The organism is Chryseobacterium sp. Marseille-Q8038 (assembly GCF_965111995.1).
On record NZ_CBCOPN010000002.1, the window covers coordinates 1,903,796 to 1,919,989 of the forward strand.

General features: G+C 37.8%; 10 protein-coding genes. 3 read left to right on the forward strand and 7 right to left on the reverse strand.

Translation table 11 applies throughout. The annotated features are described in order from the left end of the window. Window positions 1–70 precede the first annotated feature (70 nt). From ACWPWS_RS22630 to ACWPWS_RS22655, 6 genes are all read right to left on the reverse strand, one after another. Window positions 71–3,892 carry a hypothetical protein gene (locus ACWPWS_RS22630; RefSeq protein ID WP_454047996.1) on the reverse strand — a complete coding sequence of 1,274 codons (3,822 nt, stop codon included), beginning with the start codon at window positions 3,890–3,892 and terminating at the stop codon, window positions 71–73. Between the two features lie 7 nt (window positions 3,893–3,899). Continuing rightward, complete coding sequence (locus tag ACWPWS_RS22635; protein ID WP_454047997.1) at window positions 3,900–6,083, reverse strand: hypothetical protein; 2,184 nt, start codon at window positions 6,081–6,083, stop codon at window positions 3,900–3,902. Between the two features lie 11 nt (window positions 6,084–6,094). Further along, window positions 6,095–6,853 (reverse strand): leucine-rich repeat domain-containing protein, encoded by a 759-nt coding sequence (locus ACWPWS_RS22640; RefSeq protein ID WP_454047998.1) that lies wholly within the window; start codon window positions 6,851–6,853, stop codon window positions 6,095–6,097. A 230-nt stretch (window positions 6,854–7,083) separates the two neighbouring features. Continuing rightward, window positions 7,084–7,254, reverse strand: a complete 171-nt coding sequence (locus ACWPWS_RS22645) for a hypothetical protein (protein ID WP_209786346.1) — start codon at window positions 7,252–7,254, stop codon at window positions 7,084–7,086. A 223-nt stretch (window positions 7,255–7,477) separates the two neighbouring features. Continuing rightward, window positions 7,478–8,515 (reverse strand): patatin-like phospholipase family protein, encoded by a 1,038-nt coding sequence (locus ACWPWS_RS22650; RefSeq protein ID WP_105683133.1) that lies wholly within the window; start codon window positions 8,513–8,515, stop codon window positions 7,478–7,480. Window positions 8,516–8,706: 191 nt separating this feature from the next. Continuing rightward, complete coding sequence (locus tag ACWPWS_RS22655) at window positions 8,707–9,207, reverse strand: M15 family metallopeptidase (protein ID WP_454047999.1); 501 nt, start codon at window positions 9,205–9,207, stop codon at window positions 8,707–8,709. A gap of 223 nt (window positions 9,208–9,430) precedes the next feature. Between ACWPWS_RS22655 and ACWPWS_RS22660 the strand changes: the two genes are divergently transcribed. Beyond that, window positions 9,431–11,014 carry a Na+/H+ antiporter gene (locus ACWPWS_RS22660; RefSeq protein WP_454048000.1) on the forward strand — a complete coding sequence of 528 codons (1,584 nt, stop codon included), beginning with the start codon at window positions 9,431–9,433 and terminating at the stop codon, window positions 11,012–11,014. 37 nt (window positions 11,015–11,051) lie between these two features. On the opposite strand, the gene ACWPWS_RS22665 is transcribed toward ACWPWS_RS22660, so the two are convergent. After that, entirely contained in the window at window positions 11,052–11,840 is a 789-nt protein-coding gene (locus tag ACWPWS_RS22665) for a helix-turn-helix domain-containing protein (protein WP_454048001.1), read from the reverse strand. Between the two features lie 61 nt (window positions 11,841–11,901). Between ACWPWS_RS22665 and dinB the strand changes: the two genes are divergently transcribed. Next, window positions 11,902–13,050 (forward strand): DNA polymerase IV, encoded by a 1,149-nt coding sequence (gene dinB, locus ACWPWS_RS22670; protein WP_454048002.1) that lies wholly within the window; start codon window positions 11,902–11,904, stop codon window positions 13,048–13,050. A 16-nt stretch (window positions 13,051–13,066) separates the two neighbouring features. Continuing rightward, window positions 13,067–16,123: a DNA polymerase III subunit alpha gene (locus ACWPWS_RS22675; RefSeq protein ID WP_454048003.1), complete on the forward strand. Its 3,057-nt coding sequence runs from the start codon at window positions 13,067–13,069 to the stop codon at window positions 16,121–16,123. The last annotated feature ends 71 nt before the right edge of the window (window positions 16,124–16,194 follow it).

Here is a 16,194-nt window from a genome sequence, read left to right on the forward strand (position 1 = left end):
TAAAGTTTTTTTGAAATTAAAAATTGTAAAAAAATAGCGGTGATATTTCACACCGCCATTAAGGTTAATACTATCCAACAATTGTTGTAGGTAATGTTGTCGCCCCATCACTATGTGACAACTGAGCATCAGTATCCAGAGAGAAACTTGTTTCAAACTCCAGTTCTGAAGGATTCTCACAATTCTTAGGATCATTTTCCGGGAAAATCGGTAGAGGCTGCTTTACTGGAAGTCCTGTAGACTTATCCTGAAGAATCGTCAGTGTAGTAGGGATTCTGGTAATCCAGTATTTACCCTGAGGTTCTCCTGTTGGCTGTCTCATTTCGTCTACAATACTCATGTACATTGGGTCTCCGATTACCGGTACAGATCCGCCATTCCAGATTAATCCGGTTTCAAGGAAGAACTGAACGGCTGCTTCGAAGCCTGGTTTTACGGTAACGATAATTCTTGCCATACCAGCCTGTAGGAAGCTTCTGAATAAAGGATCGATACTTTCACTGATGTAGAATTCCTGCCAGCTTTTACGGTTAGCCCAATAGTATGGATAGAAGGTATAATCCATGATTTCCCATTCAAATGCCTGTTCCATAAATTTGGCAAGTGCGGTATATCGGTCCAGATTTTCATTCAGGTAGACCTGGAAATTATCCATTTTTGTTTTCTCATCGGCACCATTGGTTGTTTCCTGGCCTAATGTATAAAGGTAATCCTGTAATAAGTAAGCGATACAGTTGTGCTTTAATACATCATGCTCCATATAACGGTAGAACGTATCCTGTCTTTCTTTAAGCTGTGCTTCTTTTTCTTTTTGCTCTGCATCCAGTCTTGCCTGATCTTCCTGGAATTTTGCATCAGCAGCTTCATAGGCTTTAATAATTTCATTGAAGCTTTCAGTTTTCCATTGATTGATAAATGCATCACTTAGTTCACAATTTACAACCACTTTGATGGTGTAGCTTCTAACATTGTGTCCTTTCACCTGGAAAGTTACATTACCTGTGATATTGAAACCAGATGATCCGTCATCAAAATTAAGGTCTCCACCACGTTCAGAACGTCCAATCATATCTCCTTTTAAGTTAGAGAACATTACTTCAGAATAACGTGATCCTGACCATCCGCCACCTCTGTTTCTTGTTGATCTGCAGGCGAAGCTTGCATTTTTTCCGGCATAGTTGTCCGGGATGGTAAATTGTGTATGATCAATTCCAAAATCGTCATTTGTCTGAGGAACACTGGATGCTGTATGAATAACCTGTTTGGTTGCTTCCGGGAAGGCTACTAAATTCACGCCATATTCCTGAGCCCAATGCTGGATCTGTACAATAGTTGCAGATTTTGGATCTGGCATTAACCATGGTTCCGGTGCTTTTCTAGGGTCTACAGGAGCTTTAAGTACCTGCGCTTTTGCAACAGTAAGAGCCAAACGGTGTAATCTTGAAGGTTCAGGAACCATAAATTCAAACATGGTACGCTTACCATAGTTGTAGATCTGGTTCTTCATTTTCTTGTCGATCCATCTGTAAACTCCTGTAATATGTTTAGGTTGTGCAGCATCAGGATTATCAGTATTGGTTACTTTTCCTCTGTTATCATATTCATGAACATTGGTTTCCGTATATTCTTTGATGATTTTCTGTACTCTTTCCTCTGAAATTTTAGTCAGAACTCTTTCCATCGCTCTTTCTGTAATTTCCTGAGATTTCATCACGGCTTGTCTCGTACTGTCGTGCTGTGCTGTGTTATTGGCATAGTCTGCACCGATTTCAAACTTCATGGCACTGTCATTTCCATAGCTGAATCTTGTGTAGGCAGAAATACTTTGTTGCTTCTCAATTTCTTTAGCAACTTCGGTCTGCATATCCGTTCTGGAAGTTTTTGAAGTGTCGGACATCTTCTCTGTTTCCTGAGATTTAGATGTTGTATCTGTAATTTCAGAATATTCTCTGGAAACGGATGATTTATGTCTTAATTCGCTTGCCATAACATTCTCAATATTGGAAACCTCTCCGGGAACGTAGGCATGAACACTTTGTACTACCTTTAAATAATCTGCTACACCCAGTCTTTTTATTCCGAAATTTTTACGTTTCTGAATGGTTACGGGATCCGGTGTCCCCGGGTTTTCAATGGCTGCACGTTTCAGGGTCAGCATTCCGGTAAGGTTCAGGTCTTCTTTTGGATATTGTGTAGCAATCTCTCCGTAGGCTACGCTTCCGTTATCAAAAATGATTTCTATTTTGAAACTAAAGCTGCTTCTGAATCTGTCTACTAAAGCTGCAGGTAAAGAAATTTTATTGTCTACAACAGAAATATTGCTGTAGTTTTCTTCGAAAGTTCCGGCTGCATCCGTTGTAGCAGTGATTCTGGCATTGGCAACGCTCCATGAAACATCTTCAACTTCAAAAGAAAAACTAACAAATCCTCTGCTACCGGAAACCCTGTAAGAACTGTGTGCGTATAAGCTATATGCCATCGGCGTTCTGGCAGTGTTTTGAATAAGGGGAACTGAAGCTCCACCGATATTGGCATACTGCTGTTCCGGAAGAGGACTGTTTTGCAGAGCGGTTTCCATGGAAGATGAAATGCTGTTTTTTACAACAAGTAAAGCATCGGCATAGCTTTCTATCTCATCATCAAGAACAATAGTCTGAGAGCCCATTCTCAAAGTGTCATGTGAAAGGATCTGAAGGCTGTCTGTCTCTTCTGCAAGAGAAACTAATCCCGTTGTGGTTTCACCGAAAAGCTCAACAAAAAGGTCGAAAGATTCTGGTGAAAGCTTTGCCTGCAAATCTTGTAAATTGATTTCATTATTGTACGTAAATACAAACGGAGCAACTTCATATTCCTTTAAGGTGCTGTAAAGGCGTTCTTTTTCTTCTTCAGCCATGTCTGGAGTGATTTTGCTGTCTACTTCAGCCAGTTTCTTGTCATAAAGCTCTAAACGCTCTTTGTTTTCTGCCATATATCTGGAATACTCATCCTCGTATGCCTGATGTCTGGATTTGTGGAATTTTTTCTGAAGTTTTTCAAGCTCAGAGTTCAGGGTGCTTAAAGATTCTTTTCTATGAATTGCTTTGGTGGCAGCCAATGAAGCTCTTGCTTCAGATTCCAGTCTTTGAATGGTTTTTGCACTCAGAGCAGGTTCAGAACCTTCAGCAGCTCTTGCAGAAACTGAAAGCGTTTCAACATCCTCTGAAAATAAGATGGCGGGTAGTATAATTTTTCCATCCATTGCTTTTTCCAATGGTTTTTCACCATTAACCTTGATGATTTCCTGATCGGTAAGATCCTGATTGCTGGCAAAACCAAGCTGAATAGCCATTAGAACGTGGCTGATTGCTTCTTTAATATAGAAATCTCCCTGGGTAACAATTTGATGAATATAATTATTCCAAAGCTGGGAAAATATAGCAATTCCCTCTGCGTTTAGCTGTCTGTTGGTGTTAATAAGACTTTTGTAATAGTCTGTTACCAGAGCCCAGTCAGCACTCTCTAATGTTTCTTTTTTAGAAAGCTTTCTTCCAATCACAAGAAGATCTTTAAATGCACCTTCCTCAATTTTCTTTTCGCTTTCGAATCCCGCATTGTTAAATTCACCTGCAACTCTTTTCATTGCTGCAAATTTTAATGTTTTGGCAGGTCTTCCTGCAACTGCTGTATCAAAAACACCGGTTACCCCTTTAGGTCTGTGGATAAATCCTAAGTTTTTGTCTTTAGTTTCTGTTAATTGCGGGTTCCTCAGACTTACAAATCTGAAAAGTGATTGTGATGCATTATTGGTTGTATTCATAGGGTTTGTTTCTTTATAATTAATAATTCCTTCTCCGACTAAGGATGTTCCGACGGTAAATGCGGACTTTGCTGTTGATGTATTGTTGGTTGACATTTTGTGCTTATTTTTTTGTGTATTCGAGAGTTAGAGTAAACGAGTTGATAAGAGAATAGTCATAATCTGGTACATTCAACAGTTCAATGATAGCCATTTCCCTTTCGATGGTGATGTAGGCTTTTGTTCTCCATTGGTTACCTGCAAATGCGGTTTTCAAGTCATACCACTCCGTAAACATTTCGTTGGAAATAATCGTTTCAAGATCTGGAAATTCAGCTTTCAATTCAATTTGACCTGTTCTTGGAATCTGATCCAGATACAAGGTTTTTTTGTAAACGGGCTTCCCGTTGATCCATTTTCCGCCTGTTAGCTCTTCTTTGGTGCTGTAAGAATGTTGCTTATCCGCATACTGCTTCTGGATGTAATCATTGTCCTGGGCATTGTCTCCAAAATAAGTTTTAGAACTTAATCCTCTGGCATTTGATACCTGATGCTCTACTAAGACAGGTTCGTCAGAATTATTACTTACTACCATTCCTTTTCCTTGGGAATGATTAATAAAATTCATTAAAGAAGCTCCTGCGTTACTTAAACTAAGCTTTGCTCCGTAGGCGGTTGCCAATACACCATAATCTTTGCTGACATCTACACTTGATTGTATAGAATGATCTAAACTGCCTGATGTAATCAGAACTCCGCTTGGGAAGAAACCTACCTGATTTTTAGTATCCTCAGAGATATTGGTTTTATACAGAAGGGATTCAATTTCCGGTGCTTCAGCATTCTCAAATTGGATATGACCAGAAACGGGATTGTTTACTTCTGTTCCTGTGAGAGGAATGTAGTTTTGGAAGTCTGAAAGATTTTTATATCCAAATACATTATTGGCATTTAGAACAGCTACTTTTGTATAGGTGTTATCAGCTAAAGGTGTCCTTTTTGCAGATACTACAGCATCAAAATCTAATGTTCTTGCAGCAAAGTCACCGCCAATTAAAGGGGTTACAAAATCATGACGTCTTGCTACCGGATTGGATTCAATAACCAGCTTGTTGAATGTTGAACCTCCTAATGGAGCATTACAGCCGATCACGACATTATTATCACCCCAAACACCCATAGCGTGAGTAGTGGAGGCTGCATTATATCCAACAAAAGTATTGAAACCCCATGCACCCGATCCTGTTGCTTTACCATGAATGTTTCCGGCAAAAGCACCTAAAAAAGTATTTTGGGTTCCATTCGTTAAGGAATAAGCCGCTCCAAGACCAAGAGCCGTATTATTCGTTCCGGTAATATTTTTGTTTCCTGCTTCATCTCCGATATACGTATTTCCGGTTCCCGTTGTTGTTTCTGTTCCTGATTGTGTTCCGAAAAAAGCATTGAAATTTCCGGTTGTTAGCTTAGTTCCGCTTGAAACTCCCGTTGCTGTATTCCATCTTCCTGTGGTGAGCTCATTTAAAGCATAAGAACCGAGTGCTACGTTATTTGCTCCTGTGGTTAATTTTGATAATGTATTATAGCCAATTCCTAATCCATAGGCTCCGGTATGATCTGTATTTAAATTTCCAAACCAAAAGGAATACGTTGTAGGACTGAAATTTATTTCACCTGCTCTGCCTTGGGCTGGCTGGAAAATAATAGGCTTGGTTGTTCCGTTCCCTCTGTCGATAACATTTTGTAAATTATCATTTCCACTAAAAGTCGGTTTATCAGAAAGGTCGTTATAGCTGCCTGTTACAGCCACTTTTTTCAGGGAGACTTTTTCCTGTCCTTCCTGTGACAAGGTTACGCTTCCGTCGGAATTGGTCGTCGGAATGATACTGAATTCCGAAAGATTGATGTGAAAGGCTGAGCCATCATTTTGGGTAATCGTAATAATATTTTGAGAAGCATCATAGGTGGCGGTCTCAATACTGATATCACGGGTTATCAAACTGCTTAAATCAACAGATTTACTTTGCTGGGTACCATTCTCTCCGGTGTAGAATACCGTTAAGATGTTGCCGTTCAATTGTGGAGTCTGAATGGAGGTTTGAGTTTCAATCTTATCTTTCCAAAGCTGAGCATTCTGCGGACTTAGATTGGAGGCATTGACATCTGCTTTTTGAGAGAGATCATAATCTAATTGATCTGCCGGAATTTTTTCATCTTTGTGCCAGTAAGAATCATGCCACTCCCAGAATTCTTCCTGTACTGGAATATCTCCGTTTTCGAAATATTTTTTTAATTCTTGTTTTGTTTTCATTTGTATAATGTTTAATTGGTAAGTTGTCCGCCGGTTATCTTAACATCAGTATCAAAAGAATACGTATGATACTTTGTGTTTTCACCTAATACAACCTCTGTAAGTTTGTTCCCTGAAAATGCTCCTGCTTCAATATTGAGAACACTATTGGGGATCGTTGCTGAGGTTAGTTGATTACCGTAGAAAGCATCAGATTTAATTTCTGTCACTCCATTTGGAATCTCAATAGACGTTAGTTTATTGGCTGAGAATGCCCCTTGTGAGATAACTGTTATTCCTTTTGGAAGGCTTACTTCAGTCAACTGATTTCCTGTAAATGCTTGAGTGCCAATATAGGTAACGCTTTCAGGGATATGTAAAGATGTTATTCGGTTGCTGAAAAAGGCCCAGCCTTGAATATCCGTTACGCGGGCAGGGATCTCAAGTACTGTTAAGCCGCTTCCTGCAAATGCGTGTTCCTGAATACTTGTTACACTGTCAGGAATTTGTACTTCAGTAACGATCAAACCTCCGGTAAAGCTTTTTGGAATAGTTAACGTTCCTGGTTTTATAACTATTTTTCTTTGTGCAAAGAACGCCAGTGAGGCATTCTTCTCAGCATCCATTTCAGCATAGAGCAGGTTGAATGTGCCATTTTCAAGGCCTGTTACCTTCTGTGTGTCAATTTTTTCGTCTTTATGCCAGTACGAGTCCTGCCATTCCCAAAATTCTTCCTGTTTTGGGATATCTCCATTTTCAAAATAGAGTTTTAATTCTTGTTTTGTTTTCATAAAACGTTGTGTGATCTGTGGGTTAATAAATTGATTGTTTTGTTCTGCCTTTTAGTGGAGCAGGTTCCTTTTGGTCTATATTTTCAGACATAGTTCTGGCTGTTCAGCATTTTGTGAATGGTGAATTCAAAGGTGTTGAGAATGTTTAATGAGACTGCTGTACGTGTATTATAGAGATTTCAAAGGTAATGTTGAACAGCGCCAGAACTTGTCGTGTATTAGTTTTTTATTTAAAAAGTATCTTCTTCAAGTGCTCCTTCTTTAAAATCTTCTCTAAAGAAGTTTTCAATGTCGTTGAGATAGTTTTCATAATCCATCTCAGCATTTTCAATATCGCTCCACTCAATGGTATAGAGATCTTCATCAAAGAGTATATTTGTATTGTGATCTGGTGTTTCCATGTTTTGTGTTATAAGGTGTTGTGAACATATTTCAGGCTGTTCAGCATAAGAGAATGTTGAATTCAATGGCTTTTAAAAGTTTTTATGGATTGTTGTTTTGTGTCTTTTTGATACTCCAAAGGTAGTAGAGGAGAACGACAAAACTTGACGTGTTTAAAAAAGATTTTTTTAATTTTAAATATAATCTTAATAGCTTATAGTAGTTGTTTATAAGGTAAAAAGCTTATATTTTATTTTTGATGAGTTTCTGAACAATTTGGTTCAAAATTTCTCTGTTATCATCAATATAGCTCAATCCGGCCTGGATCAGGTTTTCAATATTGGATCTTCTCACATTATCCATTGCTGGAGAAGCATTTTTTAATGATGGATTCAAACGGTAATAATTTTTTTGATTTCTGAGACCCAGCGTCTGAAACATTTGTTCCAGCTGATAATCTACTGTTTCTGCATTGGCAGACATTAAAATGTCAATAATTGGGCTTACCCAACCAATTTTACCGGCTTTTTCAAGTCTTTTAAAAGGGTAAGGTCTTGCCTCAATTCCTGTTCCGATAGAAATAATAATCATATCATTTACACTTGGATGGTTGGCTTTCTGATGATTTTTCAACACTTCTGCAAAAGGAATTTTTCTTGCCTCAGCATAAGCACAAAGAGCAGGATTATTGGCAAACATTCCGCCATCAATGAGACTGAAAATCTGTCCGTACATGGATTTAATCTGAACTGGACTAAAATAAGTAGGAGCAGCGGAAGTCGCTCTGCAGATATCTCTTACAAAAAAATTATCTGTACTGAGGTTGGCCTTCCATGAGTTGAAAAGCTTTGCTCTTCTGTTCTCTATATCATAACTTGTTATCAAACAGGGTTTTATTAATTCTTTTAATTCTAAATTTCCAAAAAAATCATTTAAGTTTTTTTCAAGCGCTTCCTGGGAAATTCTTTCATTCAATAATCCGAATGGATTGACCAGTTTTTCCCAAAAAGAAACCTGGAAGATGTCGCCGCCCTTTTCAGCATATAATTCCAATCCTTTTTGAATAGAATATTTTGCTTTTCGGGTTTCATCAGGAGAGAGAATAATAGAAGCAATCAGACCTCCGGTGCTGCTGCCTGCTACCAGATCAAAATAATCTCCCAGTTTGGCTGTGGGCTTATCATAATACTGGAGCTGTTCTTCTATGTAACGCAGAATAATACAGGTTATGATTCCCCTTATTCCACCTCCGTCCAAAGAAAGAATGGTTGTCTTTTTCATGTGATATTTTTAATGTTTTGTTAAAAGGACACATGCAATCTTAAATCTGCAGAATCTATTGATTGATCATAAAAACATTCAGATTCCATATTGAGATTTCATTGCTTTTTTCGTTGTTTTCTTATAAAGCAAAGGTAGTGTGGGGAAGCGACAGAACGTGTCGTATTATATTTATTTTCAAATAAATGACACTAAAAAATAACGTAATTCTGCTTGTCTTTTGGCATCTTAAGAAGTGTTCTCCAACTGGTTTTTACAGGGCCTTTTTTAGAAGGAATATTCTTTTTTTCAAAGTGGGGAAGATCTTTAAATGTTTTCCAGTTGCCACCCCAGTCCCAGCCATGGCGGGCAAAAATTTTCACACACTCATACCAGTCTGCAACTTGGTCATTATCCCAGTCTTTTGCAGTGTCCCAGCTTGCTGTTTTTCCGTCAATCATCAGGCAGATATCTACAGCAAATCCATAATTGTGAATGCTTTGTCCTGCCTTTGCATTGGTTACCTTTTTTCCTGACGTAATTCTTCCGATTGCATACAGCTTTTCCTGTTCTTCAAAAGATCTTAATCCCTGGGTGATCCGTATCTTGGCTCTTCCGGTAAGTGCTTCATCGCATTCCTGTACAATTTGCTTCACTTCATCTCTTACTAACGGATGAAGGTTCTGAATTCGTTCTAAGGTTACTTTGTCCATATTTTCTATTTTGTTACAGAACAAAAGTATAGCGCGGAGACGACGAAACTTGACGTGTTTTATTAGAAGTTTGATTAAAATTCTATATCATTCAATCAGAGATGAAAAACATAATCTACAAACAGATGAATTCATCTGTGAACACAAAAAATAAGAAAAATTGCTATTTAATTTTTAAAAATCAAATAGAAGTAGTAAATATGATGGATAAAACACAATATTAATGCATACCATCTTACCTTTTTTATTGGCCATGATTGCGGCCATTGTGCTGCTCAACATGTGGGCTGCAAAATTAAAAATTGCTTACCCGATTTTACTTGTTGTATTCGGATTGCTTGTCAGTTTTGTACCTGGCCTCCCGGTTGTAAAAATTAATCCGGATCTTATCTTTTTTATCTTTTTACCTCCTTTACTATTTGAAGCTGCGTGGTCTATTTCCTTTAAAGAAATGAAACGGTGGTGGCGTATTATTGGAAGCTTTGCATTTTTAGTAGTCTTTTTTACCGCACTGGCCGTAGCAGTGACGGCCAATTACTTTATACCCGGTTTTACGCTTGCCCTCGGATTTTTGCTGGGAGGAATCGTATCTCCTCCTGATGCTATAAGTACAGGAGCCATCATGAAATTTGTAAAAATACCATCCACTACATCTGCTGTTCTGGAAGGAGAAAGTTTGTTGAATGATGCTTCTTCACTTATTATATTCCGTTTTGCTTTAATTGCTGTAGGAACCGGACAGTTTGTATGGCAGGAAGCTTCGCTGGATTTTTTATGGATGCTAATCGGAGGAGTAGGAATGGGTTTATTGCTGGCATGGATTTTTGTGCAGGCTCACAAAAGACTTCCTACAGATGCCTCTTCAGATATTGCATTAACACTTATTGAGCCTTATCTGATGTATTGGATTGCAGAGCAGCTCCATTGTTCCGGAGTTTTAGCCGTAGTTTGCGGAGGTCTGTATATGTCTGCTAAAAGAATGATCTTTTTAAACAGTACCAGCCGTATAAGAGGTTACAGCGTATGGGAAAGCTTCGTCTTTATTCTGAACGGTATTGTATTTTTAATTATCGGACTGGAACTTCCTGAAATTGTTGGCGGACTGCGGTGGGAAGGAATTCCTTTGAGAATAGCTATTCAATATGGGATATTGGTGACCGGTGTTCTGATTGCTGCCAGAATCATAAGCTCTTATGCTGCAATGCTGGCTACACTTATTTTCCGGCCAAGTGTGGCGCCTCGTGCTTCTTCCTCAAGAAGACGTTTGCTGATGCCTTTGATGCTTGGGTGGACAGGGATGAGAGGTGTTGTATCATTAGCCGCTGCATTAGCCATTCCGATTACCCTTGAAAACGGACTTCCTTTTCCCAACAGAAACCTTATCCTGTTCATTACTTTCGTTGTGATTTTACTTACATTGCTTGTTCAGGGACTTACACTCCCATATCTGATAAAATATGGACATATATTTGATGATTTTACAGATGAGGAGAAAGACAAACAATCCAGAGAAGAAATAAAGCACAAACTGAAACAACACGTCTATCACTTTCTTAAAAACAAGCATGAAAATGAACTGAATGGTAACGCCGGATTAGAAAGAATGCTGAAACACTGGGAAGAAAAAATAGAGGCAAATGATGCAGAATGGATGAATGAAAAAACCAAAGATATCTTTTTTGAAATGCTGGAAAGTCAGAGACAGTTTCTCTCAGAGCTTAACAAAGATATTTCCGTGAATGAAGAGATTATCCGTCATCAGCTTTATCAGATTGATCTTGAGGAAGAACGGTTGAGGATGATTTAGTCTTGATCACAATGAATGTTTTTGAAACAAAATTAAACTACCTTGTTTTATTTTTCAGATTGAAAACCTTGTTTTCTAATTCCTTAATATTATTTTTTAGTTCAGAAAACATATCTTTCACATCATAATTTTCAAAGCTAACTGTTTCAAAATCCTCCGGAAATATACCGGAGGCATATTGCCATATTTCTACAATTTCCCCTAACGGAATATCATAAGGTTGATAAAATGAATTGTCAGCAGCAACAGTTATTGATTTCTTATTTTTGGAAGTAAATCTTTTATAAGAAATACCATCATTTAATGTTACAAAAACATAACTTTTATTCGGTTTCAAATCGTCAATATTTTCAACATATTTTCCGATAATATAGGAACCATCTTTAAAAGGAGGCATTGAATCTCCCTGGGCCGGAAAAGCACGGTACTTTCCATGTGTTAAAAACGGAAGTGTGATTCTTTGCAGACTTTCAATGTATCCCGGATCATTATAACCGGATAAATATCCCATTGATGCTTTCTGCGGAACGATCTCAATACTATTGTTTCCCAATTGATCTACAACAACGGGTAAGACAATTCGATTGTCAGGAAGTTTTAAAATATCTTCCAATGGGTACTTTCGGATATCAACAGACACGAGAAGATCAATACTGAGATTGAAAAATTTGGAAATTCTGATTAGTATTTCAATAGGAGGTTCGGATCTGCCATCCTCATAAGAAACGTATCTGGAACGGGTAAGTTTCAAAGTATTCGCTAACTCTTGTTGAGTTTTTTCTTTCTTGCCTCTTAAAAAGCGTATGTTATCTGAAAAAATTGACATTGTTACAAATTATAACAACAAAAATACGAATTTTGTTTAAAAACGTAACTAAATTTGTACCGTGAACCGGGCAATTGTACATATGGACCTTGATACATTCTTTGTATCCTGCGAGAGACGTAATAACTCTCAGCTTCAGGGTATTCCTCTCATCATAGGAGGTGGAGATCGTGGAGTGGTAGCCTCATGTTCCTATGAAGCCAGGAAATTTGGGGTTCGCTCTGCAATGCCAATTCGTATGGCGCTGAGACTTTGCCCTGATGCAAAGGTCATTAAAGGAGATCATGAATTGTATTCCAATTTATCACATACTGTAACCGAAATTATTCAGGAGAAAGTTCCGCTGATGGAGAAAGCAAGTATTGATGAATTTTATCTGGATTTATCAGGAATGGATAAGTTTTTTGGCTGCTACCAGTGGACTAAAGAAATTGCTGAGGTGATAACCAAAGAAACAGGACTTCCGATAAGTTTTGCGCTGTCAACCAATAAAACCGTTTCAAAAATTGGAACCGGGGAAGCCAAACCTGTTGGAAGACTGGAAATTAAAGGACTGGAAGTACAGCCATTTTTAAATCCTTTATCCATCAAAAAAATTCCAATGGTGGGTGACAAGACCTTTCAGTTATTATCAAGGATTGGAATCCGGACGATTCATACCTTATCTGCAATGCCAGTACTTGTTCTGCAGCAAATGATTGGAGTTAACGGAAAAGAACTTTGGAAAAAGGCCAATGGAATTGATGAAAATCCTGTTGTTCCTTATTCCGAAAGAAAGTCTATCTCCACCGAAAGAACTTTTACCAATGATACCATGGATATTATGGAGTTGAAACGCCTGATATCAGGAATGGCAGAGCAGTTGGCTTATCAATTGAGACAGGAAAAATGGCTGACATCAACAGTCGTTATCAAAATAAGGTATGCCAATTTCGATACCGAGACCAAGCAGTGTAAAGTGTCTTATACCTCTGCTGATCATACTTTATCCAGAGTGGCATTGGACCTTTTTAATAAAGCCTATACAAGGAGAATGAGACTCCGTTTGGTAGGGCTGAGATTTACAGGATTAGTGCACGGAAATCATCAGATGAATCTATTTGAAGATACCGAGGAACAAATGAGTTTATATCAAACAATGGATTATATCAAAAACCGTTTCGGGTCTGATGCGGTAGGGCGTGCGTCCGGTTTTGACTTCGGAAAATAATTTTAAATCTTTCAACATGTTTATTAATTGCCATTCCTTCCACAGTCTTCGTTATGGAACATTATCCATACAAGAATTAGTTACACAAGCCAAAGCTTTAGGGATTAAGGAGCTGGTGCTTACTGATATCAATACAGTGACCGGAATTTATGATTTTAAAAAAACATGTGAAGATTTGGGAATAAAACCTATTCCCGGTGTTGAGGTCAGAAAAGATGGAAAACTTCTTTATGTAGGTATAGCCAAAAAGTTCTCAGGAATCGGTGAGATCAACAAAATGATTACAGATCATAATTGTGACGGTAAAGAATTGGCTGAAGCTGCCCCTGAATTCAAAGAAGTATTTATTGTTTATCCCATGAGTAATATTCCTCCGGAATTGAAAGACAATGAATTTATAGGAGTAAGAACAGAAGAATTGAATTTTCTGATACGTCCCGAGTATGAAAAGCATATTGCTAAAATGGTTATTTTTCATCCTATTACCTTTAGTTCTGATGAAGAATACGAATTGCATAAAATTCTGCGGGCTATTGACAACAATACATTACTGTCTAAGCTGACCAAAAGAGAAGTTTGCCGCAGATCTGAATATTTTATTGCTGAACAACAAATTATAAAGGCGTTTGAGAGATATCCCCGGATTATTGAAAATACGAAAAGCATCCTCGGGCAAAGTAGCTTTGAGTTTGATTTTAAAGAAGTTAAGAACAAAAAATTTTATACAAAATCCAAAGAAGATGATTTGAAACTTCTCCGCAGATTAGCTTATTCAGGATTAAAAAAAAGATATGGATTAAACCATGAAATTGCTAAAAACAGAGTAGAGAAAGAACTGAAAGTTATTGATGAGCTTAACTTTTGCTCCTATTTCCTTATTACATGGGATATTGTATGTTATAGTAATGATATGGGGTTTATGCATGTTGGCCGGGGAAGCGGTGCCAATTCCATTGTCAGCTATTGTCTGGGAATTACAGACATTTGCCCTCTGGAGCTTGATCTTTATTTTGAACGGTTTCTCAATCTTAACCGTAAAACACCTCCTGATTTTGATATCGACTGGAGCTGGCAGAACAGAGATATTATATTGGAGTACATCTTCAACAGATATGGAAAAGATCATGTCGCTTTCTGCGGAACGAATGTTGAATTCAAATACAAATCAATTTTCAGGGAAGTAGGAAAGGTATTTGGTCTGCCCAAGGAAGAATTGGATGATCTGGCAGGTAAATCAATGGAAGTTCATGATCGGAATTCGGTAGTGAAACAAGTGCAGAAATATGGTAAGTTATTGGAAAAGTTTCCTAATCAAAGAAGTATGCACGCCTGTGGAATCCTGATTTCGGAAGAGCCTATTACCCATTATACAGCATTAGAAATGCCGCCTAAAGGTTTTCCAATTGTTCAGTTCGATATGAACGTAGCAGAAGATATAGGTTTGGAAAAGTTTGATATTCTTTCCCAAAGAGGGCTCGGAACAATTAATGATACTGTGAATCTCATTAAAAAAACAAGAGGAATTACAGTGGATATCCGGAACACAAAATTATCCAAGGATGAACATAAATCTAATGAATACTTAGCAATAGGAAAAACAATCGGATGTTTTTACATAGAATCTCCGGCTATGAGAGGACTTTTAAGAAGGTTAAAATGTGATAATTACAGAATATTGGTTGCCGCTTCTTCGATCATCAGACCTGGAGTAGCACAAAGCGGTATGATGCGTGAATATATATTCAGGCATAACCATCCTGATAAATTTGAATATTTTCATTCAGTATTTGAGGAACATCTCAAAGAGACTTATGGCATCATGGTCTATCAGGAAGATGTAATCAAGATTGCTCAGTATTTTGGAGGGCTGTCTCTTGCAGATGGCGATATTCTCCGCAGAGCAATGAGTGGAAAAGGAAGATCAATCCAAAAGCTTCAGGAAGTAAAAGCTAATTTTTTTGAAAAATGTGGAGAAAAGGGGCATTCGGAAATACTTACTGCTGAAGCCTACAGACAAATTGAATCTTTTGCCGGATATTCTTTCTGCAAAGCTCACTCCGCTTCTTATGCCGTGGAAAGTTACCAAAGTCTTTATCTGAAAGTATATTATCCGTTGGAGTTTATGGTTTCTGTGATTAACAATCAAGGCGGATTTTATCGTACCGAAGTATATATCCATGAAGCAAAAATGTCCGGAGGAAATGTTCAGACTCCTTGTGTGAATACCAGTGAATATCAGACAACGCTTCAAGGAACAGATATTTACCTGGGATTGATGCTTTTGGAAGGGCTCGAAACCAGAGTCGCACATGGTATTGTTGAAGAACGCGAAAGAAATGGAGCATACAAATCACTGGAAGATTTTATCAGACGGATTCCCATTGGTATTGAACAGGTACAGGTTCTGATCTTTATTGGAGCATTCAGATTTACGGGAAAACCTAAAAATGAGCTATTGGTTGAAGCCCGGATATTATTGGTAAATTTTAAACCTGAACAAAGAGGATTGATGTTGATTGAAGAACCTGTTCAGGAGTTTAAACTTCCGCAGTTAAAAAGAGAACAGTTTGAAGATGCTTTCGACGAAATCGAACTGATTGGTTTTCCGGTTTCATGTACCCCTTTTGATTTACTGCAAACTCAATACAGAGGATCTGTTTTCGTAAAAGATTTGTTACAGTATCATAAAAAACAGGTAAAGATGCTTGCCTATCTTATTTCAAGGAAGCATGTTCCAACCAAAAAAGGGACGATGTATTTCGGAACCTGGATCGATGCAAATGGAGATTATTTTGATACAGCCCATTTTCCGGATAGCCTGAAAAATTATGATTTTCAGGGTGGCGGCTGCTATTTATTATTGGGAACAGTAGAGGTAGATTTTCATTTTCCAACCATAACGATTCATAAGATGGCTAAAATGCCAATGATCCCAGACCCCAGATACGCTTATGATAAAGAAAAACAATATGATATTCACAGACAGATTAAGGAAGATGTGAGTATGACTTTTCGAAAACCTTATCCACAAGCACATGAGATTGGGCTGCCAAGACATAGAATTGTTAAATAGTATCTTTTATATTAACTTTAAATTTCATTGACGTTATTTTAATTCAAAAATTCTGTTTATTTTTCCCTTCA